Origin of the sequence: Exiguobacterium sp. LL15 (genome assembly GCF_024436095.1) — a bacterium.
Lineage (GTDB): Bacteria > Bacillota > Bacilli > Exiguobacteriales > Exiguobacteriaceae > Exiguobacterium_A > Exiguobacterium_A indicum.
Genome location: NZ_JANFNX010000001.1, coordinates 576,529 through 601,114, shown reverse-complemented (window position 1 = coordinate 601,114; position 24,586 = coordinate 576,529). Strand labels below are relative to the sequence as shown.

The 24,586-nt window shown below is 46.2% G+C and carries 21 protein-coding genes and 1 other annotated feature; of the genes, 10 read left to right on the top strand and 11 right to left on the bottom strand.

Annotated features, from left to right (window positions below):
- Positions 1 to 28 precede the first annotated feature (28 nt).
- Positions 29 to 3,190, bottom strand: coding sequence for a DNA polymerase III subunit alpha (gene dnaE, locus NOM72_RS02915; RefSeq protein WP_055968756.1), 3,162 nt, complete (start codon positions 3,188 to 3,190; stop codon positions 29 to 31).
- A 146-nt stretch (positions 3,191 to 3,336) separates the two neighbouring features.
- On the opposite strand from dnaE, the gene NOM72_RS02910 reads away from it, so the two are divergent.
- On the top strand, positions 3,337 to 3,531 hold the full coding sequence (locus tag NOM72_RS02910; protein WP_023469043.1) for a YtzJ family protein: 195 nt from the start codon (positions 3,337 to 3,339) through the stop codon (positions 3,529 to 3,531).
- Between the two features lie 65 nt (positions 3,532 to 3,596).
- On the opposite strand, the gene NOM72_RS02905 is transcribed toward NOM72_RS02910, so the two are convergent.
- Positions 3,597 to 4,532, bottom strand: coding sequence for a DHH family phosphoesterase (locus NOM72_RS02905; protein WP_035396547.1), 936 nt, complete (start codon positions 4,530 to 4,532; stop codon positions 3,597 to 3,599).
- Positions 4,533 to 4,595: 63 nt separating this feature from the next.
- Between NOM72_RS02905 and NOM72_RS02900 the strand changes: the two genes are divergently transcribed.
- Positions 4,596 to 4,904, top strand: a complete 309-nt coding sequence (locus NOM72_RS02900) for a YtpI family protein (RefSeq protein ID WP_023469045.1) — start codon at positions 4,596 to 4,598, stop codon at positions 4,902 to 4,904.
- 51 nt (positions 4,905 to 4,955) lie between these two features.
- On the opposite strand, the gene NOM72_RS02895 is transcribed toward NOM72_RS02900, so the two are convergent.
- A complete protein-coding gene (locus NOM72_RS02895; RefSeq protein ID WP_023469046.1) occupies positions 4,956 to 6,266 on the bottom strand; it encodes a DRTGG domain-containing protein in 1,311 nt (436 codons plus the stop codon).
- 155 nt (positions 6,267 to 6,421) lie between these two features.
- Between NOM72_RS02895 and NOM72_RS02890 the strand changes: the two genes are divergently transcribed.
- Positions 6,422 to 7,525: a M24 family metallopeptidase gene (locus tag NOM72_RS02890; RefSeq protein ID WP_255997735.1), complete on the top strand. Its 1,104-nt coding sequence runs from the start codon at positions 6,422 to 6,424 to the stop codon at positions 7,523 to 7,525.
- A 254-nt stretch (positions 7,526 to 7,779) separates the two neighbouring features.
- Here the strand turns inward: NOM72_RS02890 and NOM72_RS02885 are convergent, their stop codons facing one another.
- Complete coding sequence (locus tag NOM72_RS02885; protein ID WP_023469048.1) at positions 7,780 to 8,505, bottom strand: SDR family oxidoreductase; 726 nt, start codon at positions 8,503 to 8,505, stop codon at positions 7,780 to 7,782.
- A 154-nt stretch (positions 8,506 to 8,659) separates the two neighbouring features.
- Here NOM72_RS02885 and NOM72_RS02880 point away from each other — a divergent pair, with 154 nt between their 5' ends.
- Positions 8,660 to 9,097 carry a universal stress protein gene (locus tag NOM72_RS02880; protein WP_029342342.1) on the top strand — a complete coding sequence of 146 codons (438 nt, stop codon included), beginning with the start codon at positions 8,660 to 8,662 and terminating at the stop codon, positions 9,095 to 9,097.
- A gap of 107 nt (positions 9,098 to 9,204) precedes the next feature.
- Here the strand turns inward: NOM72_RS02880 and NOM72_RS02875 are convergent, their stop codons facing one another.
- From NOM72_RS02875 to tpx, 4 genes are all read right to left on the bottom strand, one after another.
- A complete protein-coding gene (locus NOM72_RS02875; RefSeq protein WP_023469050.1) occupies positions 9,205 to 9,810 on the bottom strand; it encodes a 3D domain-containing protein in 606 nt (201 codons plus the stop codon).
- A gap of 304 nt (positions 9,811 to 10,114) precedes the next feature.
- On the bottom strand, positions 10,115 to 11,326 hold the full coding sequence (locus tag NOM72_RS02870; RefSeq protein ID WP_023469051.1) for an acetate kinase: 1,212 nt from the start codon (positions 11,324 to 11,326) through the stop codon (positions 10,115 to 10,117).
- Positions 11,327 to 11,446: 120 nt separating this feature from the next.
- On the bottom strand, positions 11,447 to 12,355 hold the full coding sequence (locus NOM72_RS02865) for a class I SAM-dependent methyltransferase (RefSeq protein WP_023469052.1): 909 nt from the start codon (positions 12,353 to 12,355) through the stop codon (positions 11,447 to 11,449).
- A gap of 100 nt (positions 12,356 to 12,455) precedes the next feature.
- Positions 12,456 to 12,947: a thiol peroxidase gene (tpx, locus tag NOM72_RS02860; RefSeq protein WP_255997733.1), complete on the bottom strand. Its 492-nt coding sequence runs from the start codon at positions 12,945 to 12,947 to the stop codon at positions 12,456 to 12,458.
- 172 nt (positions 12,948 to 13,119) lie between these two features.
- On the opposite strand from tpx, the gene NOM72_RS02855 reads away from it, so the two are divergent.
- Positions 13,120 to 13,935 carry an NAD kinase gene (locus NOM72_RS02855; protein ID WP_023469054.1) on the top strand — a complete coding sequence of 272 codons (816 nt, stop codon included), beginning with the start codon at positions 13,120 to 13,122 and terminating at the stop codon, positions 13,933 to 13,935.
- Positions 13,936 to 14,025: 90 nt separating this feature from the next.
- Positions 14,026 to 14,793 carry a MerR family transcriptional regulator gene (locus NOM72_RS02850; RefSeq protein WP_255997731.1) on the top strand — a complete coding sequence of 256 codons (768 nt, stop codon included), beginning with the start codon at positions 14,026 to 14,028 and terminating at the stop codon, positions 14,791 to 14,793.
- On the opposite strand, the gene NOM72_RS02845 is transcribed toward NOM72_RS02850, so the two are convergent.
- Both NOM72_RS02845 and ezrA read right to left on the bottom strand, forming a co-directional pair.
- Entirely contained in the window at positions 14,785 to 16,344 is a 1,560-nt protein-coding gene (locus NOM72_RS02845) for an amidohydrolase (RefSeq protein WP_255997729.1), read from the bottom strand. The genes NOM72_RS02850 and NOM72_RS02845 overlap by 9 nt on opposite strands.
- Positions 16,345 to 16,411: 67 nt before the next feature.
- Positions 16,412 to 18,118: a septation ring formation regulator EzrA gene (gene ezrA / locus NOM72_RS02840; protein WP_023469057.1), complete on the bottom strand. Its 1,707-nt coding sequence runs from the start codon at positions 18,116 to 18,118 to the stop codon at positions 16,412 to 16,414.
- Positions 18,119 to 18,341: 223 nt separating this feature from the next.
- On the opposite strand from ezrA, the gene NOM72_RS02835 reads away from it, so the two are divergent.
- The 3 genes from NOM72_RS02835 (at position 18,342) to NOM72_RS02825 (ending at position 20,342) form a co-directional block, all read left to right on the top strand.
- Positions 18,342 to 18,827, top strand: a complete 486-nt coding sequence (locus tag NOM72_RS02835) for a GAF domain-containing protein (RefSeq protein WP_023469058.1) — start codon at positions 18,342 to 18,344, stop codon at positions 18,825 to 18,827.
- Between the two features lie 233 nt (positions 18,828 to 19,060).
- Positions 19,061 to 19,660: a 30S ribosomal protein S4 gene (gene rpsD / locus NOM72_RS02830; RefSeq protein ID WP_023469059.1), complete on the top strand. Its 600-nt coding sequence runs from the start codon at positions 19,061 to 19,063 to the stop codon at positions 19,658 to 19,660.
- 154 nt (positions 19,661 to 19,814) lie between these two features.
- A complete protein-coding gene (locus NOM72_RS02825) occupies positions 19,815 to 20,342 on the top strand; it encodes a biotin transporter BioY (protein WP_023469060.1) in 528 nt (175 codons plus the stop codon).
- A gap of 45 nt (positions 20,343 to 20,387) precedes the next feature.
- On the opposite strand, the gene tyrS is transcribed toward NOM72_RS02825, so the two are convergent.
- The gene (gene tyrS, locus NOM72_RS02820) at positions 20,388 to 21,635 is read right to left on the bottom strand and encodes a tyrosine--tRNA ligase (RefSeq protein WP_255997718.1); all 1,248 of its coding nucleotides are present in this window, start codon (positions 21,633 to 21,635) and stop codon (positions 20,388 to 20,390) included.
- Between the two features lie 56 nt (positions 21,636 to 21,691).
- Positions 21,692 to 21,896: a binding site (T-box leader), on the bottom strand.
- A gap of 148 nt (positions 21,897 to 22,044) precedes the next feature.
- On the opposite strand from tyrS, the gene NOM72_RS02815 reads away from it, so the two are divergent.
- The gene (locus tag NOM72_RS02815; protein ID WP_255997716.1) at positions 22,045 to 24,585 is read left to right on the top strand and encodes a transglycosylase domain-containing protein; all 2,541 of its coding nucleotides are present in this window, start codon (positions 22,045 to 22,047) and stop codon (positions 24,583 to 24,585) included.
- Position 24,586 lies beyond the last annotated feature (1 nt).

Genomic DNA, 24,586 nt, shown 5'->3' with positions numbered 1-24,586 from the left:
TTATTATAACAAATCTTATTACCTAGTACTAGTTTGAGCGGGGGACATTTTTCAGGACGACATGATCCTCGCCAAACCGAATACGTAGCCGAGCTAGTAATTCCTCATCATGCTGCACTGCATAGAGCGGCGGTAACGATTTCGTCTCGCGTGAATCCGCGTAGCGAACGACGACTGGAATATCGCCTGGTACTGCTTCAAGCAACTGTTCGAGTGCGGCCAGCTCATTTTTTGATGTTAACTTGACGAATAGCACATCTTGCCCAAGCGGACGCAGACGTTCCAAAATGAACTGACGCTCCCCTTCGCGATCCTGCACCTTTAGTTCAATCAGCAAGACGTTCCCTAAATAAAGTGATCGACGGAATCGTTCATATTGATTCGGGAAGACGACGACCTCTTCATTCGAATATCCGTCGACTGCCTGAATGACCGCCATCGTTTGACCGCGTTTCGTCTTGAATTCTCGAATCTGATCAATATAACAGACTAAATAATGTGTTTCCGAACCGACGCCAAGGTCATGGAAATAAGCAGATTCAACCGGAGCTTTCATTGCTGTCGTCAACGGCGAATACGTCAACCAGAACCCAAGCGCTTCCCGTTCTAATCGTGCCCAATCGGAATCACTTCGTTTCGAGGACTTCTGTGTCCGGCGTTTCCCGAGAATTGCCAACTCGTCTGGAAGTAATGTATTCGACGACTCAGTGAAATATTCGAGTACTTCTTGTTCAGCGAGTCCGCGATCGCCGTGTGTCGCTCGGTCTAGCGCACCACTGTAGAGTAACAATTCGATTTTTGCGCGCTCCTTCTTACCCCATCCGACGTGGGTCAATAGATCAGCAATCGTCGCCGTGTGCTTTGATGCTTCCTTTACACGTTCGAACTCTCGCTCGGAAATACCTTTAATCACATGTATTCCGAGACGAATCCCTTTGCCTTCTAACGAAGAACGGTAATCGGAAATCCAGACGTCCGGCGATAGGACAGGAAGACGTCGTTCGCGCATCAATCGGACGAGACGCTCCGGTTGTTCGACCGAGACGAGTAAAAAAATGTGTGGGAAATGCGCTTTGATATATCCGAGGGCGTAACTAATCTTTGAATAGGCGACCGCATGGCTTCGGTTGAATCCATACCCAGCAAATCGCTCAATTTGTTCATAGAGTGAATGTGCAATCGCATCATCGAATCCATTCGACTTTGCTCCTTCGAGAAAACGAACCCGTTCCTGTTCGAGCGAATCCGTACTTTTTTTAGAAATCGCACGTCGTAATAAATCTGCTTGCGCGAGTGTAAATCCAGCTACTCGACGGGTGATTTCCATGACTTGTTCCTGATAGACGATGATGCCATACGTTGGTGCAAGTACGTCTTCTAATACGGGATGCAACATCTGATAAGGTTGACCAGCTTTTCGTTTCGCGTACAGATCAATGAATTTCATTGGTCCCGGACGATAGAGTGACATCGTTGCTACCAAATCCTCGAACCGATTCGGTTTGACTTCGCGCAACGTCTGTTTCATACCTGTCGACTCGAATTGGAAAATATCATCCGTCTCGGCGCGGGCAAAGACTTGGAATGTCGCGCGGTCTTCTTCTGGAATTTGCGTGAGCGTAAAGGATGGCTGTTCTCGTCGAATCAATTCTTCCATCCGACGCAAACGACTGAGATTTCGTAATCCTAACAAGTCAATTTTCAACAATCCTTGACGTTCCAATGCCTGCATCAAAAACTGCGTCACATAGCGTTCATTTGGTCCCGTTTCAACGGGTGTCGTCTCGACGAGCTGTTCAGATCCAATGACGACGCCGGCCGCGTGAACCGAACGTTGTCGCGGGAGACCCTCGACCGCTTGCGCTAGTTGCAACAGTTGCCGGCGCTTTTCGCTTCCAGAGAACCAGCGATATGTCTGTTTGTTTTGTTCGATCCCTTGTAACGTCGTGGATTTTCCAAGCTGCTTGACTGCAGCATCTAATTCATCCTTCGAAAACTCTAGCGTCCGTCCGACGTCTCGCAAAGCGGCTTTGGCACCGAGCGTCGACAATGTACCGATTTGAGCGACGTGATCTTTTCCATAACGCATCACGAGATCCTCTAATACTTCTTCGCGTCGTTCATCTTCGATATCGATATCGATATCCGGCATCGAAATCCGCTCGGGGTTCAAGAAACGTTCGAATAGTAATCCATACTTCAATGGATCCACCGTCGTGATTCCAAGCGCATAGCTGACAAGTGATCCGGCTGCTGAGCCTCGACCAGGTCCAACGAAGATGCCTTTCGCTTTTGCACTACGTACGAGTTCTTCAACGATTAAAAAATAATCGGCAAATCCTGTCTTATGGATGACTGATAGTTCATAAGCGAGACGTTCCCGCGCTTCATTACTTTCATGACCATGTGCCAGTAACCCTTCCTCAGCACGTTTCCGTAATAACGCATTCGAGTCTTCCGCGACACGCGGCAGTGGACGTTGTTGAAACGGTAATTCCAAGCGTTCAGATGTCGTAGCAAACTGCTCCGCCATCGTAATTTCTCGCTCGGTAAAGTCTTCGAGTAACTCTTCCCGGGTCTTTAAATGCATCAGACGATCTGTCTTTTGGTCTTGGAACGTCGTCGCTTCACCAATCGCACGTATCGCTTGATACGCTGACGCTTCATCTCGACGGATGTAACGAACAGGATCGACTGGGACGGTCTCAACACCAAGCGCTGCTGCGACTTCGCGGTAACGCGCACGACTCTCTCGTTCGACCGTTGAGCGACTAGAGGTCACGCCCATATATGTACGCGCTCCTTGAACATGTCCCATCCATTGAACGAAGGAACGACGTAGACGCGTCGCATCTTCAGAGGCTTGACGCAGTGGCACGAGCACCGCGATCAGTGATGAAACTTCAGTCTCCCCTTGTTGACTGGCTAGTCGATACAGTTGACGCAGTCCATCAGAAGAAAAAGCAAACCATAAGATACAAAATTCTTCTTCTTCGATTCGCTGCTCCCATCCGACGATCGGTTGCATATTTCGACGCTGACATGCATCGATGAATGCGGGAACTCCTGTCAATGTCGTTTCACAGATGACCGCTCGTCCGATGTGTCGACGGACTAGTTCATCGAGATAGGGCTCGATTCGAACTAAACTCTGCAATGGACTAAACTGCGTTCGAACATTTATATGCATCTTCCATTCTCCTTTCTCTTCTGATGGATGTTTTTAAAAGTTTTCAGAACCTTCATATCTAACTGACTCAAGTACTCGCCATCTGATTTATTATTCGATACAATAAGTATAGAAATATCATGACGGGTACGGAAGGAGCGTTTCTCATGATTTTGAATCGCAGTCAAATCGCACGTGAAAAAGTCGAACAATTAAAGCTCGGTGTTACCGCTTTTACTGAAACGGAAGAAATCGCTGAGAAGATTCGCAAATCTGTCGCTGAACTTCAACTGAATGTCATTGAAGATCACACAGATCGTGGCGTTTGGTTCATTCCGCAAGACGAAACAAAAACGCAATAAGCGTAAAAAGGCTGTTCGCTTCGCTTCCTCAATGAGAGGAGTGAGACCGAGCAGCCTTTTTCCATTTAAAACTGGAAGTTAGCAGCGACCTCGTCCAGACGACGGATGACACGTTCGACTTCACTCAACTGTCCAATCGTTGCACCAGACGCCATCGGATGTCCACCACCATTGAATTCTTTTGCTACTTCATTGATGACGGGACCCTTCGAACGAATCCGGACGCGAACCTCCGTATCCGTCTCAAGGAACAATGCCCAACACTTCATGCCTTTTAAACCGGCAAAACTATTGACGAGCAACGATGCTTGCTCAACCGTCGCACCAAACTGCTTCAACGTATCTTGTGTCAATACGACATAACCGACACCTTGATCCGTCAATTGAATATGTTGCAGGACGTATCCTTGTAAATGAAGCGCCGCAAGTTCTGTTTCGTACATATTGCGATACAACCAGTCCGTATCGATTCCTGCATCAATCAATTGCGCTGCGACTTCAAATGTTCGTTTCGTCGTGCCACGGAATTGGAAACGTCCCGTATCACCAACGATCCCAGCGTAGAATTGAATGGCAGCTGATGTTGGAATCTCGTATCCCCATTCGTTCAATAAATGAACGAGCAGTTCCGATGTCGAACTCATCGTCGTATCGACGAGTTGTACTGGTGCGTATGGATCTTCATCCGGATGATGGTCGATTTTAATGACGTCTTTTCCTGTCATTGCGACCTTCCCGTCAATCCGCGCTTGATTCGCTGTATCCAGAATCACGACTAACGCCTCTTTGTATAATTCATCGTCTACTTGATCGAGCTCTCCCATGAATGACAATGATGTCGCCATTTCTCCGGCCGTTAATACCGTTTTGCTAGGAAATTGATGTTGTAACGTCAATTGCAAACCGAATTGACTACCGAGTGCATCGGGATCTGGACGTTCATGACGATGAATGATGATCGTATCTGCCGCTTCAATCATTTGTTTGATTTGCTCTTTCACTGTGCACAGCTCCTCTAATCTTGATATGATATGAGATGAAGACAAAAAGGAGGTCCTTTTAACATGCAATTCATCCTCATCGCCCTCATCGTTTTCTCGCTTGGTGGGTATTTGTTAGCAAAACGCCGCGCGTTCCATACGAAAAGCACGAACCGAAAATACTTGTTCAATACGCAAGCGAGCATTTGGTTGAGCTTGTTCGTTATCCTATTTGCCGTCAACCAGTTCGTTTCTGGAAACGGATTAACGACACTCGTCGGGAAAATCGTTTGTTCCATTTTAATCATCGTCGGTGTTGCTTCATTCATCGCCGGATTCATCCGTTACAAAAAGATTTATCCGTATGTCGTCCGCGAGATGGAGCAATCCTGAGCTAGATTCAGAGGAACCGAAGTCCATTGACTTCGGTTCTTTTTGGTTCATTTAACGATCGATGAGTTGGGATGTCACGAGTGCCTTCGCAACGATTTGTGTGCCTTGATACATCTCGACATCGACTTTCCCGAATTTTCGACCGACGTCAAAGACATTCGCCCGGATCGTTACCGTGCTCTCGATTTGAACAGGTTTAATGAAATAGATGCTGACGTTTTCGATGACAAGGTCACCTTTCTTCATGTGACGCAACATTCGCGTCGCCCCTTCGACTAGAAGTGTCGTCAACACCCCACTCGAAGCAGTCCCCATGAAGTTCGTCATTTGTGGTGAGACCTCAAGCGATAAGTACGGTCCCCGTTCGTCCTCTGCCGCCTTGATTTGCCCCGTGATTAGATCGTCGAACGTCTCTCCGACTTGTGGCTGACGATTCGCGAGTTGCAGTGCCTTGAGGACGTCTTGACGGCTAATGATCCCGAGCAATCGACCGTACTGGTCGATGACCGGCAGCATCTCGATTCCTTCCCAGACCATCTGATGCGCAGAATTCGTGACACTCGTTCGAATACCGACCGTGATCGGATGACGGGTCATGACTTTTTCAACAGCCCAGTCATGTGGACGGTCAATGATGTCCTTCGCTGTCACGACACCGACGACCTTCATTTGTTCATCGATGACGGGATAACGGTTGTGTTTCGTCTGCTCATTCAACTCGTGCCAGCGTGAAATCGGATCCGTCGTCTGTAAATAGAACGTATCATGCAACGGAATTAAAATATCCGAAACGAGTAAAATCTCCTTTTTGATCAATCGATCATAAATCGCTCGGTTGATCATCGTCGCAACCGTGAACGTATCGTAGGATGTCGAAATGATCGGCAACTCCATTTCATCCGCTAATCGTTTCGCATCTTCTGTCGTATCGAAGCCACCGGTAATCAATACAGCAGCTCCTGCTTCAAGCACGAGTTCATGTGCTTTTTCGCGGTTTCCGATGATGACGAGACTATCGACATCGATATAGCGCATCATCGCTTCGAGCTTCATTGCGCCAATGACGAATTTCGTCAACGTCTTGTGTAATCCATTTCGACCACCGAGCACCTGACCGTCGACGATGTTCACGACTTCCGCGAATGTCAGCTTCTCGATATTTTCTTTTTGTTTCTTTTTAATCCGAATCGTTCCGACTCGCTCAATCGTCGAAACGAACCCTAAATTTTCTGCTTCCTTGATGGCGCGATAAGCCGTCCCCTCGGATACGGTCAAATCCTTCGCGATTTGTCGGACGGAAATCTTTGTTCCGACATCAAGATCTTCGATATGTCGAATGATCTGTTCGTGTTTCGTAGGCATACTGTATCCCTTCTTTTCCTTTTTTCTACTCTCCTGTCATTATACTGTACTACTCTAAAGATGAAAACGTGTACTAGTCTGATTTACGATAAATGTTTTTCGAAGCGGACGATGATATACTTATGTAGAAAATGAGTAGAGAGGTGGAATCATATATGAGCGAACGTACGAATCAAATCAGTGAATTCCTGAAAGAACAAGGAATCGACTTAGCCGTCGTCACTTCGAAGGCAAATGTGTTTTACTTCTCAGGAGTCTACGCTGAACCCCACGAACGTGTTATGGCGGTTCTCGTCGATGTAACCGGTAAGCATGTATTATTCTGTCCGGCACTCGAAGCAAGTATCGTTGCAGCGAGTCCTTGGGAAGGAGACGTCGTGACCTATGAGGATCACGAAAACCCATTTGATCGATTAGCAGAATTATTCGCGACATTCGAGCACTCGAATAACCGAATCGGTATCGAAGGAGAACACATGACGTTTAGTCGCTATCAGGAACTAAGCTCACGTCTCGAGAACGCAGCCATTCTTGATATCGGTGAGTCTTTACAAGCGCTTCGTCTGAAGAAAACACCGGAAGAAATCGCTATTCTTCAAGAAGCAGCCACACTTGCGGATGAAGCAATTGAAATCGGTAAACAAGCAATCCGCCCAGGGATCACGGAAATCGAAGTCATTGCAGAAATCGAATATGAAATGAAGAAAAAAGGTGTCCGTGAGATGTCATTTGATACGCTTGTCCTATTTGGTGCAAACAGTGCTGATCCGCACGGTGTACCCGGCGAACGTGTCATCCAAGAAGGCGACTTCGTCTTATTCGACCTCGGCGTCGTTTGGAAAGGCTACTGTTCCGATATTACACGAACCTTCATTTATGGCGAAGCGAACGAAGAACAGAAAAAAATCTATGAAACGGTTCGTCAAGCACTTGAAGCCGCGACAGAAGCGAGTCAGATCGGCACGACACTCGGTGCGTTAGATAAGGCAGCACGTGACGTTATTTCAAATGCTGGCTACGGACAGTACTTCACGCACCGCGTTGGTCATGGACTTGGAATCGAGGTTCATGAATTCCCGTCCCTCGCGTCGAACAACCTACTGACGGCTGAAGCTGGTATCGTCTACACACTCGAACCAGGCATTTATGTTCCAGGTGTCGGTGGCGTCCGTATCGAGGATGATATTCATCTCACTGCGGAAGGTCCAGTTGCGTTAACTCGCACACCAAAACATCTTCAATCCATTCCATCATCTTAACTCAAGAAAAATGGAGCTGACTCAACAGTCAGTCTCTATAAAGATAAGGGTGGCAGAATGATAATCTGCCACCCTTATCTCGTGGATGACGCGTCACACGCCACTCCTACAGGAAAAGCGCATTTATGCGCTGTCAGAGACGAACAAGACCCGCTTTCCTGCTTAAATGAAGCATGAAAACTGGCTTGTGTCTCGCCTGAGGAAAGGGCGTGAAAAGACGCGTCATTCTTTTTTTGAGTCAACCTCATTTTCTCTTACTTACGGGATTGATGGACGACATTGACGCCACCTGTCACATCGAGGATTGCTCCCGTGATCATACTTGATTCTTCTGCCAACAAGAAAGAGATTGCGCGAGCGATATCTTCTCCGACACCCGTTCTTCCGACCGGCGTCGCCTCATCTTGCTCCGCTTCAGAAATCAACTTCGTCTTATTGTCACCGACGATGTTTCCCGGGTTGACCATGTTGACCGTGATGCCGTGTTCGGCCTCTTCAAGCGCTACACTCTTCGTCAAACTTACCATCCCGCTTTTAGCAGCAGCGAACGCTGCCCGGCATACCCATCCTGGCGCTGTTGCACTTTCCGGGAAACCGTACGTAATGATTCGACCGTAGGTTTGCTTACGCATGACAGGCAATACTTGACGTAACAGCCAAAAACTAGCTGTCAGATTTCCAGTGATCACTTCATTCCATTCCTGATCGGTGTAATCCACTAACGCTTTTCGTTCAAATATATAAGGTCCTGCATTAAGTATCAACGCATCAATCCGACCTTGCTCGTTGATTGCTTGTTGGGTTGCGCGTTCCAATTCTTCTTGATTCGTCACATCTGCTTGAATCGTTATGAGATTCGGATGTGTAAATTCGGGTTCGGAACGATGAAACGCTGTCACTCTCCAACCTTCTTCCAGTAACTGGCGCGTCACTCGTTCTCCCAGTCCTTTTGTACCTGCTGTAATTAACGCGTGCCTCATCTTGGCATCGCCCCCTTTCACTGACTCCATCTTACGACGGAACAGAAAGGAAGGACAATTTTTAGAACTCACTGAATGTTTCATCCGCTCCCAGTAAGAGAATGGTATAATTAGGTTGTACTCATCATATCGATTACGAAGGGATGGATTCATCATGGCAATCGTCTATCATAATGTACTCGTAGCAGTAGATGGCTCAAAAGAGGCAGAACGTGCCTTTGAGACGGCAATCGATGTTTCATTGCGGAATGATGCAAAATTGATCATCGCACACGTCATTGATACACGGACATTCGCAACAGTAGAAGCCTATGACCGCACTATCACGGAACGTGCCGAATCTTACGCGAAGGAATTGCTAGACGAATACGTCAAGACTGCTCAAGATCGCGGTGTACAGGAAGTCGAAGTAGCGATTGAATACGGCTCACCGAAAGTAACGATCGCCAAAAAGCTTGCCCCTAATCATGATGCTGATTTAATCATTTGTGGCGCAACTGGTTTAAACGCTGTTGAACGTTTCTTCATCGGTAGTGTCTCTGAAAGCATTACGCGTTACGCAAAATGTGACGTCTTGATCGTCCGTTTATGAATCACTCTTCGTCAAAAAGCCTCTCTTCCTTCATTTCAAAGGAAGAGAGGCTTTTTGACGATCTGCTTAAATAAAAAACCATCGAACCAATGTCCGATGGTTTGCAATCATTTGTATTTTACTGTGACCGAACGACGACCCCAGTTGAATGCTTCTGAACGAGAGTAGTAAAGGATATCCATCTTTTTCCCTTTAATAGCACCGCCAGTATCAGCAGCTGTATACGTCCCTTTTAATTTCCCTTTGTAATACACTTTCACTGTCGAACGAAGTGGAATGACACGTGGATCAACCGCTACGACTTTCTTTTTCGAGCTTTTGATGTTCCAACCGATTGCTGTCAGATTACCACTACCTGGATCATATGGTGTATAAGCTGTTGCACTTACGTTCGTGATTGTTTTCCAACCACCTGTCGATTGTTTTTTCGATCCACTCGATTTTACGAGTTTCGAGTATTTCGCGCTAAGATAAGCCGTTTTACCTTTGTAGCTTACTTTGTACCAGTTCCCTGTTTTTGCTTTGTACGATAACGTTTGGTTCTTATATAGAAGACCGAGTTTTTTCGACGAAGTAGTTGCTTTTTGACGAATGACTAGGCTATCGACTGTTGACTTGACGCTTTTCTTAGTTGCAGCCTCTGCTTGAAGACCTGCGAACGAACTGAGTGCTAACACGACCGTTAAAACACTTGCGAGCATCCGTTTCATCATGTATTTTCTCCTCCATCATTGTTTCGTGTTTGTTAACTGAGATTAATATACATGACAAAATGAGAGTGTGCCGTTACATATAGACCACAAAAATATGTCTGTACTATTACTTTTATGTTACAAAGGACTCATTTTTTTAAGAAATCGCTCTTTTTCAGGTTTATTTTTACAAAGATGACGATTCATTTTTCGTTATATGACAAACACCGTAACAATAGAACGTAAGTTCGTATATTTTCATTCTTAGATTTCATCAAAAAAAGGACTGAATCGTCGGAATAACGACTCAGTCCTTTTGACACAATTATGCGTTTTGAGCAACCAATCCACCAACACGAACCGTGTCGCGTGCAATCATCAATTCCTCATTCGTTGGAATGATGATGACTTTAACTGGTGAGTGTGGGTAGTTAATGAAGAGTTCTTCTCCACGAGCACCATTGTTGAGTGATGGATCCCAGTAGACGCCCATGAATTCGAGACCACGTAAGACACGCTCACGGATTGAATCTGAGTTTTCTCCGACACCGGCTGTGAAGATGATCGCATCGACACCATTCATCTCAGCAGCGTATTGCCCGATGTAACCGTGGATACGGTTCGCAAAGATACGGAGTGCCATCTCTGAACGATGGTTTCCTTCTTTAGCAGCTGTCTGGACATCACGCAAGTCACTTGAAAGACCTGAAAGACCGTAGATTCCAGACTCTTTGTTCATGACGTTCAAGACGTCTTCTGCTGTTTTCCCTGTTTTCTCCATCAAGAATGGAATCAACGCTGGGTCAAGTGAACCAGAACGTGTTCCCATCGTAATCCCTTCAAGCGGTGTGAAGCCCATCGTCGTATCGATTGATTCGCCACCCGAAACTGCTGCGATCGATGCTCCGCTACCTAGGTGACACGAGATCAAACGGAGGTCTTTTAACGGACGACCGAGTAATTCAGATGCACGTTCCGTAACGTATTTGTGGCTCGTACCGTGGAAACCATATTTACGGATACCGTATTCTGTATAGTAATCATACGGCAAGCTGTAAAGGAAGTTTTCTTCTGGCATCGTTTGGTGGAACGCTGTATCGAAGACTGCCACTTGTGGCACTTCCGGAAGCAATGCTTGGAATGCCCGGATTCCGATCAAGTTTGGTGGAATGTGAAGTGGTCCGAGTTCTGTGTACGACTCGATATCGTGCATGACTTCATCTGTAATCAATACAGAGTCTGCATATTTTTCTTTACCATGAAGCACACGGTGTCCAACACCTTTAATCTCATCGTAAGACGAGATGATTCCGAACTCCATCAATTTTTCGAGTGACAACTCGACTGCTTCTTTATGTGTTGCAAGTGGGAGGACATCTGTATACTTTTGTCCTTCACCATATTTGATCGTAAAGATTGCATCGTCTTTACCGACGCGTTCAACGAGTCCGACTGCGATCATCGTTTCGTTCGGCATTTCGAGCAATTGGAACTTCAAAGACGAACTACCTGCGTTTACCGCCATAATTTTTGCCATGATTTTTCCCCTTTTCCATTTGAATCCAATGAACATTCACATCTGTTTAGGTTTTCTTCTATTTCTGTTCTACAACTAGAATAGTCAAATTAACGACAGATTTCAATCACTTTGCGTAATTCATTTTAATTCTGTGTTAATCCATTCATCAATCTGTTTCACCATACCACCAAACGCGCGAGCATCTGTGAACGATGGCAACTCAGCAAGCAATGCTTGTTTTGGCATCTTCATACCGGCTAAATGATTACGGACGATCAAATAACTTTTTGCTGCCTGTTCTTGTTTGAACATCGTGAGCGGTAACTGCAAAATACCGATGACATGCGCTTTTGATTCGAAGTACTGTTTCAACTTCCCTTCCGTATCATGTTGAAACAGTCCGTTCGGAATGACGAAGACACCGAATCCGCCTGGTTTGACGTATTGCATCGCTTGTTCAATCAACAAGAAATGACTGTAGCTCATGCCTTCGTCTCGTTTTAAGATGTAAGAAGCGGCAGCCTCTTCATCTGGATAATAACCGACAGGAAGATCAGCCATCGCAAGATCAACTGGATCTAACAATAATGGTCGTAACGCATCTTGATGGGTATACGTGACTGGATAGTCGAGTAATTCCGTTACCGCTGCTGATAAACGAATCAATGTCTCATCTACCTCGACCGCCTCAGCAGATGTACCTGTCGAAAGCTGACTTAAGACAGCATGTAACATGCCACCTGTCCCACTCCCCAACTCAAGTAGTCGGATGTCCTCCTTACCTACCAATTTCCCGATTAGATAACCAGCAAACAAAGCGACGCTGTCTGGCGTCGGCAAATGGTTCGGTTGTGCTTGTTTCATCCCTTCTAGAATAGCAAGCGATACTGCCTTCCGAATGACCTCTTTGTCTACATTTTCAGTATGACGATCGTTCAATCGATCAATCACCGTCGTCAACGCTTCTAAATAGGGCATATCCAGATCACGTTCGATTTGTTTTGTTTGACGTGTTAATTCCTTATATAACTTTTCTAACGGCTCCATGTACGTCATCCTCTCCAAAACGAAACGGCCCCCCGTAGAGCGGGAGCCGTTTCTATCATTAGTTCCATTGTAACGCTTCAGCGGCGTTTGTAAACCATTCTTACTTCGCTTCACGTGCTGCAGCGAGTGCTGCTTCGAAATTGACTTCGTCTGTTGATTCTTCAAGATATTCAACGTACGTAATCTCGTTGTTTGAATCAAGAACGAAAACGGAACGGGCAAGCAGGCGTAATTCTTCGATGGCTACGCCGTAATGTGTACCGAATGAAAGATCACGGTGATCAGACAACGTCACGACTTGATCGAGACCGCTTGATGCGCACCAGCGACGTTGTGCGAATGGAAGGTCGTTTGAGACCGTCATGACCGTCACACCTTCAATTGTTGCTGCTTCTTCATTGAATTTACGTGTCTGCGCATCACAAACGCCTGTATCGATTGATGGGACGACGCTGATGATCCGGACACCTTGATATGTATCACGTGTTACCGGTGATAAGTCGTTAGCTAACACTTGAAAGTCAGGTGCTGTTTGTCCGACTTGAACCGCCGTACCTTGAAGTGTGATTGGATTTCCTTTAAACGTTGCCATTATGAATTCCCCTTTTCCCCTGAATGGATATACTGTATTTTCTATTTAACTATAGGAATGATCCGCGAAGATGGCAAGCATTCTGCCATAATTGATGGACTTCAGTACCCGTCTTTCCAAAAAACAGGTATAATGAAAGAGTTCATGAAACGCTTTCAAGGGGGAATTGACCATGGCTCGAAATAACGTCTACCTGTACTACCGAAATACACAAAGACACGAGACGCAGGTGCGAAAGTTGATTGATGTCGGTACACGATACGGACTGAACGTTGTCCAAGATCACCGACAAGCAAACATCATCGTCTCGATTGGTGGAGATGGGGCTTTCTTGCAAGCGGCACGCTTCACAGGTTTCCGTGATGATGCGATCTATGTTGGATTCGCTGAAGGACCAAACTCGTTCTACTGTGATTTTGATATCAATGATCTTTCTGCGGTCGAAGCGATCTTTAAAGAGACAGGCAACCGTGTCTCGGATGGTGAAATCGAAGTACGTCGTTATCCACTGCTCGAAGCATCCATCAACGGTGGACCACCGATGCTCTGTCTGAACGAATGTTCCGTGAAGTCGAGCATCATCAAATCACTCGCAATCGAAGTCTATATCGACGACTTCCTGTTTGAGACATTCCGCGGGGATGGGATGGTCATCTCAACACCGACGGGCTCTACGGCTTATAATAAGTCACTCTCTGGTGCAATCGTCGATCCATTGATTCACTGTCTTCAAGTCAGCGAAATTGCTTCCGTCAACAACAACCGGTACCGGACACTCGGTTCTGCTTTCCTACTGAACCGTGGACGGAAACTTTCGTTACGCATCATCGAAGACGGAAACGACTATCCGATCATCGGGATGGATAACGAAGCACTCAGTCTCACACGAACAGATTCAGTCGATATCCAGCTTTCTGAAAAAGAACTGAAAACCGTCAAATTGACGAACAATACATTTTGGCATAAGATTCAACGCTCGTTCTTATGACAATAAAAAAATCTGCCTCCTCGGGGCAGATTTTTTTATTGCGTCTTCCGTTACGTCACCCTTTATACTCCAATCAAAGGAGGTACACAAATGATGTATTCCACTCAGGAAATCGCCAAACTGACCGGCGTCACAAAACGAACACTCTATCATTATGAGACGATCGGTCTCCTCGTGCCAAAGCGCACCAATGCTGGTCACCGAAGTTACAGCAGAGAGGATCTTTTACGTTTACAACAAATCCTGCTCTACCGCTCTCTTGATTTCCCACTGTCAGAAATCCAAAGATTACTCACGCAATCTGATTCCAATCATCATACGACACTGAAAAAGCAGATTGCACTCCTTCAAAAAAAAGCTTCGCATTATCAAATGCTTGCTCGACTCGCTGAACAGACATTACTCACCTTAAAAGGAGGACTCCCGATGAAAGACGAACAATTATTCCGCGGTTTGCGTCATGACGAGATCGTTACGCATGAAAAACAACATGCAGATGAAGTCCAGCAACACTACGGTGACACTGACGCTTATCGAATCAGTGCAAAAAGACAACAATTACGAACACCGAAAGAGAAAGAACAACTGAGCAGCATGCATAAGCAACTCGATCAGCGCTTGACGACCCTTTACCGTGACGGGCATGCGGCAACGAATCCGGACGTTCAACAAGTCGTCAAAGAACAACATGATTTCATCGATACGTACTATTACCCATGCGCATTATCTCTCTTTGCCTCACTCGGTCAGATGTATGTGTCTGACGAACGATTCCGCGCCTATTACGATGCGTATGCCCCCGGACTATCCACGTTCTATTCGGAAGCTATTTCACACTATACGCAAACATCACACTAACGCGGCTTCCGCCTGATAAACGATTTTTCCAGCTTGGACCGTCTCGACCAAACGGTTATTCAAGATGGCTTCCCCACGCAAGCGATAGAAGTCTTCTTCAAAGATGACGAAGTCGGCATCATAGCCTGGTAAGAGCAATCCTTTTCGACCATGTGTTTCTGTCGCGAGATGTGGATTCTTCGTAAAGAGCAACAAGGCATCAAACATCGATAACGTCTCGTTCGTTTTATTGACACGCCCTGCCTTTCCTTCGGTTGCTGCATAAAGCGACCGTCGGACATCGGGGTCAGAGATCGGCGCATCTGCTCCGCCGCACAATAATGCGCCGGTCTCAGCTAACGAACGTAAACGGTAACTCCAGTCTAAGCGGTTCAATCCGAGTCGATCGACGATGAAGTCGGCGTCATCCAGTAAAAAGACTGGTTGAACGTCAATCAAGACCGGTAACTTCCGAATTCGCGCAAGCGTTTCTGGTCGGACGACCGTCGCATGAATGATGCGATCGCGTTTCCCTTTTGGTGCCGGATACTTCTCGAGCACCTGTACGAACCGCTCGATCGCTAAATCACCGATGACATGTGCCGCGACTGTGAATCCATAACTACGTGCGCGTTTGACGAGTTGTTCGAGTTGTTCTGGCGTATGCACTTCGATACCACGTGTCGTCGGATCATCGGAATAACCACGACCGAGAAGAGCGGTTCGTCCTCCGAGCGCGCCGTCGACGAACAGTTTCATCGCACCGATTGACATCGTTGACGGTAAAGTAGGTTGTTGTTGCACGAACTCATCGATGACAAGATGATGCACGAGCAGATGCGTATGGAAGCCTGTCTCTTGCGTCACTTCCTTATAGGCTTGCAAGATGTCCGCGACATCCCCGTGATACGACAAGTCTTCTGTGTGTGCCGCAATGATGCCATATTGGTATAAGTTCTTAATCGCTGACCGAAGGGACGCTTTATTTCTCTCTAAGTTTCCAGCTTGTAACGCATATAAAGGTTCAAGCGCCGCATCGTACAAGAATCCGTCTGCTTCTCCATTATCCGATAAACCGACCTTTCCACCTTCGATGACGGTTGACGCTTTATATCCGAGCTGTTGAAACAAGACATCGTTGACAAGTACTGTATGCCGGTCTGTTCGTTTCAACAAGGCAGGTGCATCAGGGAACAACTGATTGAGCCATGCTTTCGTCGGTGCACGATCAAGCTTCGTTTCGTCATAGCCTTCTGCCACATGGATTCCATTGACTGGTTCCGCCTTGAGAAAAGCTTGCCCTAACGCTTCAAGCGTCGTATAGCGCGAGGCATCGACACGATTGATCGCTTCCCCGTAACCGATCAGATGAATATGCGCATCCGTAAAGGCTGGATATACAGCTTTTCCGTTCAAGTCGTGAATTTGATCAATACGTCTACCGAAACGGCGGCGTAGCTTTCCTTCCTCTCCCATCGCGATGATCCGCGTCTTCTCGACGAACATCGCTGAATGGACATCCTCTTCGTGTGCCATCGTTCGAATCAATCCGTTTACGTATAGTGTTCCCATTCCACTCACTCCTCTTTTTACAAAAATAGGGTGACCATGACGGTCACCCTGAATTGTCGATCCTGATTTAAACGTGCAATGTTTCTTCTGGTGCACACGACCGTTTAATACGTTCGATCGCGGCCGGATCGTATTCATTTAGGACACGTTCCGCTAAGACAATCGTTCGTTCATAGTCTCCCGCTAAGAACTTCGTTTCCGCGATCGTCAGCGACATATGTATCTCGTTGTCGTGGCGACGGTACCGGTTCGCATACTGGACGAGCCGTTCGGCATACGTGACTTCGAACACTAATGTATCTAACCGTTCTTGCACATGTTTAAACGTTTCTTGGACGTCTTGACTTTGTGCGACGATCGATCGAACGTTAAACGGTAACTCCTCTAACCGTGTCTCAAGCGTCTGCAGTGAACGATTCGCATTTCGGAGCGCTTCTTCCACCTCAGCTGGTAAATTCGGTAATCCGAGTCGTTTCAGACGGAGACGTGTCTGCGACAGCTGATGACGCCATTCGACGATTCGTTCGCGAACTTCCGTCTCTTCTTTTCGAAGTGCTTGGAGTTCGATCGTAAAGCGTTCGTACTGAATCATCAACTGTTCTTCGAGGCGAATCGCATCGCGCATCTGATCTTCGAGCATACTGAACGGGATGATTTTTCCGGCAATCGACTCATCGAGATCTTTTGCTGCTTCAAACAGTAGCTCTTCGTCACGCTGGATTGTCTCATAGTGAATCCCTAAATCTGCTGAGATTTCATATTTTTCACGTAGGATGCTGAACTCTTGTGCCAATTGATGAATCCGTTCACGCATCCGTAGCGCTTTTTGTTTCAAGAATTGGTTTTCTTTTTTCACTTGATGACGCGCATCGACCTCACGACGGAACGTATCATACATTTGATCCACATCGGCCGATAACTGTTGAATCGCCTCTTCCAAACCGTCGACTTCTAGCATTTCGATTTTTTCAGAAAGGCTCAGACGTTGTTCCTCGAACCGTTTGATCTCGGATTGGAGACCGAGTGGTTCAAGTGGATACCCATCTAATGACATTTCCTTATAGCCCGCTCCGAGCTGATCAATCCGTTGACGCAATTCATGAGCGAGAATCTTCCATTGTTTCGGTACGAGTTCGACGAGTTGACGCGTCGTTGCTACTTCTTGCTCGAGTAACAAACTTGTTTCATACGCCTTCGTCACTTCACCTGAAGCTTCGTACTGACACATCTCATTCCAGTGCGCGTCGATTTGTTCACTTCGTTCTTCGAGACGCGCAAGCGCCGGACCGAATGAGTTCGCTTGAATCAATAATGATTTCCGAACTTGCCCTGAATCGGCTTCCCCTTGCGCTTTCAGTTCGGCTAGAACCGATTGATTCGTTTTGAACGTCGACATCTCGACGAGCATCTCATCGATCAACCCTTCGAGTTCTGCAATCAATTGTTCCGTTACTTCGAGGTCATTCTTGACGGCGATGAACCGATATTTATCGAGCGCTTCCTCCGCCCGGTAAAGGGTCTCATCGATTTGGGCGACGTGGACCGTTAATAACTCTTCCCACGCTTGATGCCAGGAGCTGAACTTCGTCTCCGTCTCACCCGCCATCGGTAGTTGCTTTAAGTCCTGCAACTCTTTTGGAATCGATGCACTGACGATGCCTTGTTTGCGCATATCAAGTTCATCGATTTTCGTGTAGTATTTTTTTCGACTGATCATGCTAAACAGCATGACGAGTAATACGATGACGATGACTCCGATCACCCATGCCCACATTTGTCACGACCTCCACTCTGTCCTACGACTTTAGATTTTCTCTAAATCGCAATAATCTTATCCTTATAATAGTATAGCGCAACCGTTTTGCATAGATTTACAAAGGCTTTTCCTGATTTCTTCCGCTGTTTTGAATCCTTTTTCCAAAAATCAATTGTTTGTCAGCTACGCGAAAACTCGTTAAACTAAGAAAAATACACTTTTCACGGGAGGAATTTTTATTATGTTCGAAACAAAGACATATGAAGGTGACCGGACGAAACAATACGACATGCTATCAAAACAACTCGATGCGCTATTAATGGGAGAAGACAATCAAGTCGCGAACTTATCGAATGCGAGCGCGTTGCTCAACCAGTTCCTCGATCGTATCAACTGGGTCGGCTTCTATTTGACGGATACGGAGCAAAACCAACTCGTCCTCGGACCGTTCCAAGGACTTCCAGCATGCGTCCGTATTCCATTTGGTCGTGGTGTCTGCGGAACGTCCGCAGCAGAACAGACGACACAACGAATCGAAGATGTGCATCAGTTCCCAGGTCACATCGCATGTGACGCGGCTTCGAATTCAGAAATCGTCATTCCACTCGTCAAAGACGGACAAACGATCGGTGTCCTCGATATCGACAGCCCAGAATTCAACCGTTTTGACGAAGTCGATCAAGCTGGTCTAGAAGCATTCTGTACGACACTGCTTCGCCATCTGTAATTCTGATTGACAGTCGATTGTCCACACCGTATACTTGTAAAAGTGCAGAAATGATAACGATAGCGGTCAAATCGCTTACGTATCACATTTCATGACTCGGTGAATAACCGGAGGGGCATCGTGTAACTTTGCTATCAAGCGAGGGTGCCACATCATGAAATGGGCGTAATGTGGGTTTGATGGCGTTATTATTTTTATGCAAATAATAACGAACAATAAGGAGGAGTCTTATTATGGCTCGCTATACAGGTCCAGCTTGGAAACTCTCACGTCGTCTCGGTATCTCACTTACTGAAACAGGAAAAGAAATCGCAAAACGCCCTTACGCACCAGGTCAACACGGTAACAGCCGTCGTAAAGTATCTGAGTACGGTCTTCAACTTCAAGCGAAGCAAACACTTCGTCACATGTACGGAGTAAACGAACGCCAATTCAACCGTATCTTCAACGATGCTGGCAAAATGCCTGGTATCCACGGTGAGAACTTCATGTTCTTACTCGAAGCACGTCTTGATAACGTCGTTTACCGTATGGGTATGGCTCGTACACGTCGTGCTGCTCGTCAGCTCGTCAACCACGGTCACATCCAAGTTGATGGACAACGCGTTGATATCCCATCATTCCGCGTGAAACCAGGTCAAACGATCTCAGTTCGCGAAAAATCGAAGAACTTTGTCGTTATCAAAGAAGCACTCGAAGTTGCTCCAGCAACTAAAGACTTCGTTACTTTCGATGCTGAGAAGCTCGAAGGAACGTTCGTCCGTCTTCCTGAGCGTTCTGAATTGAACGATCAAATCCAAGAACAACTCGTCGTCGAGTACTACTCACGTTAATCGATTGTTCCAGCACTCACTTCGGTGGGTGCCTTTTTTTATGCCTATGACTAAAATGTATACCTGGTCTTAAAAAAAGAGTGACGTCATTCATCCGTTTGTGTTAACCTTTAAATATACATAGTTAACACAAACGGAAAAGAGGACTTCATTCATGAAAACAAGAGATTTAACATTCATCGCCCTTGGTGCTGCCATCATCGCAGCCGTCAGTTCTTTGCCACAGATTCAACTTGTCGGTGCTGTTCCAATCACGCTCCAGATGCTCGCGATCATGACGGTCAGCGCGATTCTCGGTGGAAAACGTGGTGGACTCGCTGTCTTGATCTTCTTATTACTCGCAGCAGCTGGTCTACCGGTGCTTGGCGGAAAAGGCGGACTAGCCCCATTCGTCGGACCAACTGTTGGTTATTTGATTGCCTTTCCGATTGCCGGATTCTTCATCGGACTTGTTGCTGAAAAAACGCGTCGCTTCGTTCCCCTCTTCATCGGGATGATCGTCTTCGGACTTGGTTTAGTCTACCTCCTCGGAACATTCGGTCTAATGGCTGTACTCGATCTATCGTTCAAAGATGCTTTTGCGATTAACTATCCTTTCGTCTTATGGGATACGATCAAAGCTGTCATCGCCACGACGATTGCCGTTCGCTTGTTGCCACTTCGTTTATTCCGGACAGCTTAAAAAAACGCTCTCTGCATCTAAGTGCAGGGAGCGTTTCGTATATCATCAAGCATGCTCGATGACGAAGTATTTTTTCTTTCCGCGACGTACGATCGTAAAGCGACCGATTGCATCAGCTTCCGTGATTTCTTTCGTTAAATCTTGCTCGCGTTCTCCGTTTAGGTAGATTGCACCGTTCGTGACGTCTTCACGTGCTTGACGTTTTGACGGACTAATCTTCGCCTCAACGAGAACGTCGACGAGGTTTGTCGCTTCGCCGAGTGTAAAGCGTGGCATTCCTTTGAACGCATCTTCGATATCTTCGACTTGCAACGATTTAATATCTCCACTAAAGAGTGCTGTCGTAATACGTTGTGCTTGTGTCAGACCTTCTTCACCATGGACGAGAACGGTCATCTCTTCTGCAAGACGACGTTGCGCGACACGCTTCTCTGGTGCTGCCTTGACTTCTTCTGCGAGCGTGTCGAGTTCTTCGTGCGTTAAGAACGTGAAGTATTTCAAGAACTTGATGACGTCAAGATCGTCAACGTTGAACCAGAATTGGTAGAACTCGTACGGTGACGTTTTGTCAGCGTCTAGCCAAACCGCACCACCTGCTGTCTTACCGAATTTTTGACCGTCTGCTTTTGTAACAAGCGGTACCGTCAATCCGAATGCTTTTTCTTCATGTCCAGCACGACGAATCAATTCCATGCCTGCTGTGATGTTCCCCCATTGGTCACTTCCTCCGACTTGAAGGCGGCATCCTTTGTCTTCGTAGAGTTTCAAGAAGTCAAACGATTGAAGTAACATGTATGAGAACTCTGTGAACGAGATTCCGTTTTGAAGTCGTGAGTCAACAGAATCTTTCGCAAGCATGTAGCTGACCGGGAAGTGTTTTCCGATATCGCGTAAGAAATCGATGATCGTCAAATCTTTCGTCCAGTCCAGGTTATTGGCGATCGTGACCGGGTTTTCTCCTTCAAGTGGTAAGAAACGTGACAACTGGTCCTTAATCCGATTCGCGAACTCTTCGACGATATCCGATGTATTCAACGAACGTTCTGTTGCGCGACCACTCGGGTCTCCGATCATTCCCGTTGCTCCACCAACGAGACCTACGACATGGTGTCCTGCTTGTTGGAATCGTTTTAAGACTAAGATCGGCAACAGGTGTCCGATGTGAAGTGAATCCGCTGTTGGATCAAATCCTGTGTAAAGTGTCGTTGGTGTCTCGAGTAATGTCTTCAATCCTTCTTCATCCGTCATCTGGTTAATTAAACCGCGAAATTCTAAATCCTCTAATAACGTCATTGTGTCTCCTCCTAAAGTTCACTTTTAACAATAAAAAACCGTCCCTTCGTCTAAGACGAAGGGACGGAAGATTCCGTGGTACCACCCTGATTGCCCTTTTAAAAAGGACCACTTGGTTCGTCGATAACGGGACGGACCGCTTGATTTCTCAAGAAACTCCTGGAAGCGTAATTCATAAGTTCACTGTGTCCTAGTTCGCAGCACCACTAGGTCTCTGTCACAGGGAGTGACTTACTACTGTATTCCGATCACTGTTTAACGTATCATATGAAAATAAGATGGTTTCATGATACGTCGAAGGCGAATCCGCTGTCAAGCCAAAATTAAGCAATGGATTTATGGTATAATACGTCTATCTGTGATTTAATATTAATTTACACCTAAGTTTAAGATGCAAAGGAGATCATTTATGCGCGAGAACTGGTCCAAGTTTTGGAATCACCCCCGGACGAAAGCCGTTCGGCACTGGTCGAATATCACATACGATGTTTCATGGAACATCATTTTATTCCTCATCATAGCAGTGTTGCTCATTGGAAGCTTTTCTGTCGGAGCTGCCGGCGGATACTTCGCTTCCCTTGTCAAAGGTACGAAAGCCCCTCCATTGACGGAAATGAAACAACAAGTCAATAGCTATGCAGTAACGAGTCAGATTTATTGGGGAAGCGGCGAGAAATTGACGAACGTCTCTACTGATGAAGAACGTCAGCCTGTCGACATTAAAAATATCTCTCCGTATTTATTAGATGCCGTCTTATCAACTGAAGATACTGATTTTTATCAGCATGATGGTGTTGTCCCAAAAGCAACATTGCGTGCAGTCTTGCAAGAGCTGACAAACTCCGCGTCACGGACTGGCGGAAGTACGTTGACTCAACAATTAATTAAAAACCAAATTTTGACGAATGAAGTCTCGTTCGAACGCAAAGCAAAGGAAATCATCTTAGCGCTACGCCTCGAGAATGCGATGTCAAAAGACGAAATTCTTCAAGCTTATTTGAATGTCGTCTCATTTGGTCGAAATTCACTCGGACGTAACATTGCTGGAATTGAAGCGGCTTCTCAAGGTGTCTTTAATAAATCAGCGAAAAAGCTGACATTACCACAAGCAGCCTTCCTCGCCGGCATTCCGAAAAACCCTTATTATTACACACCGTATCTTCAAGGTGGCGTCGTCAAGAAAGATTTGACACCAAGTATCAATCGGATGAAAACCGTCTTGAAGCGGATGTATGTCGCAAAAAACATCACAAAAGAACAATACGAAAAAGCGATCAAGTACGATATTACGAAAGACTTTGCGAAACAATCGAAACGTTCACGTGACACATATCCGTATGTCTACGACTTAGCAGAGCGTGAAGCAACAAAAATCATGACGAAGTACTTGATGAAACAAGATGGAATTAAAGAAGATGAAGTCAAACCGTCTGAACTAGCAGAAGTTCGAGCAAACTACCAGGATCAAGCACTGGTTGCTCTCCGTCAAGGTGGCTACAAAGTTCACTTGACGCTGGATAAGAAAATTCATGAATCCATGCAACAACCTGCGAAGAACAATGGAAACTTCCCTGGCAGCATGCAGTACAAACAAGTCGTGGATCCAAAAACGAAAAAAACCGTTTCGAAACAAGATCCCGAAGAGACAGCAGCGGTCATGGTTCAAAACGAAACAGGTCGTATCCTTGGATTCGTCGGCGGGCGCTATATGGATGGGAAAGCGGATGACTTCAACCGGGCATTCCAAGCCAAACGTCAAATCGGATCGACAGCAAAACCAATTCTCGTATATTCAAATGGTATCGAGAACGGTTTAATTACTCCGGGATCGACCGTCAATGACGAAGAGTATTACTACCAGACCGTACCACGTCAACCAGGTGATCGCCCAATCAAGAACGAAGGCGGTCGTTATCGTGGGAACGTGACGGTTCGCACCGCACTTGAACTCTCATTAAATGTACCTGCTGTTAAGATTTACGAGAAGATGAACATGTCGAACTCGATTCAAAAACTCGTCGATATGGGCGTAGAAGTACCGGATGCGATTCGTTATGCTCCTTCGGCTGCACTCGGAACGATGGAGATCACACCAGTCGAACTTGCTGGTGCTTACGCAACACTCGCGAACTATGGTGAATTCGTACAACCATACGTCATTTCGAAAATCACGAAAGACGGAAAAAACATTTATAAAGCAAAACCAAAGAAAAAACGAATTTACGAACCACGAACGGCTTACTTGACGCTTGATATGATGCGCGGTGTCTTCACAAAAGGTACGGCAACATTTGCAAAAGACCGATTGAATGTTCCGGGAGACTGGGCAGGTAAAACCGGTACGACCAATGATGTCAAAGACTCTTACCTCGTTGGTTCGACACCTGGTGTGACCCTTGCCGTCTGGACAGGGCATGACCAAAACAACTCACTTATCGGTCCGACGACGTATTATCAACGCACACAGACGCTGTGGTCACAAATGGCGAACGCAGCATATGGCGCTAACAACAGCTATTTCAAATCAGGTGCTCGCTTCACACAACCATCTTCTGTAACAGCAAATGACTTTAAGAACAGTGGTCGTTTCAAAGAAGAAGATAAAAAGAAAAAAGCCGAAGAGGCGAAGAAAAAAGCGGAAGCTGAGAAAAAGAAAGAAGAAGCAGCTAAGCGAGCAGAAGAAGAAGCAAATAGAGCGGAAGAACAGAAACAAGAAGATCAACAAAACGAACAACAAGCTGAAGCAGATGCGAAGAAAAAAGCAGAGGAAGACGCAAAACGTGCTGCCGAGGAAAAAGCAAAAGCCGAGGCAGAGGCTAAGAAGAAAGCGGAAGCGGACGCTAAGAAAAAAGAAGCTGATGCTAAGAAAAAAGAAGCAGAGGCGAAGAAACAGCAAGAACAACAGAAGAAACAAGATGAAAAGAAAAACGATGCTGCTTCTGAAAACTAAC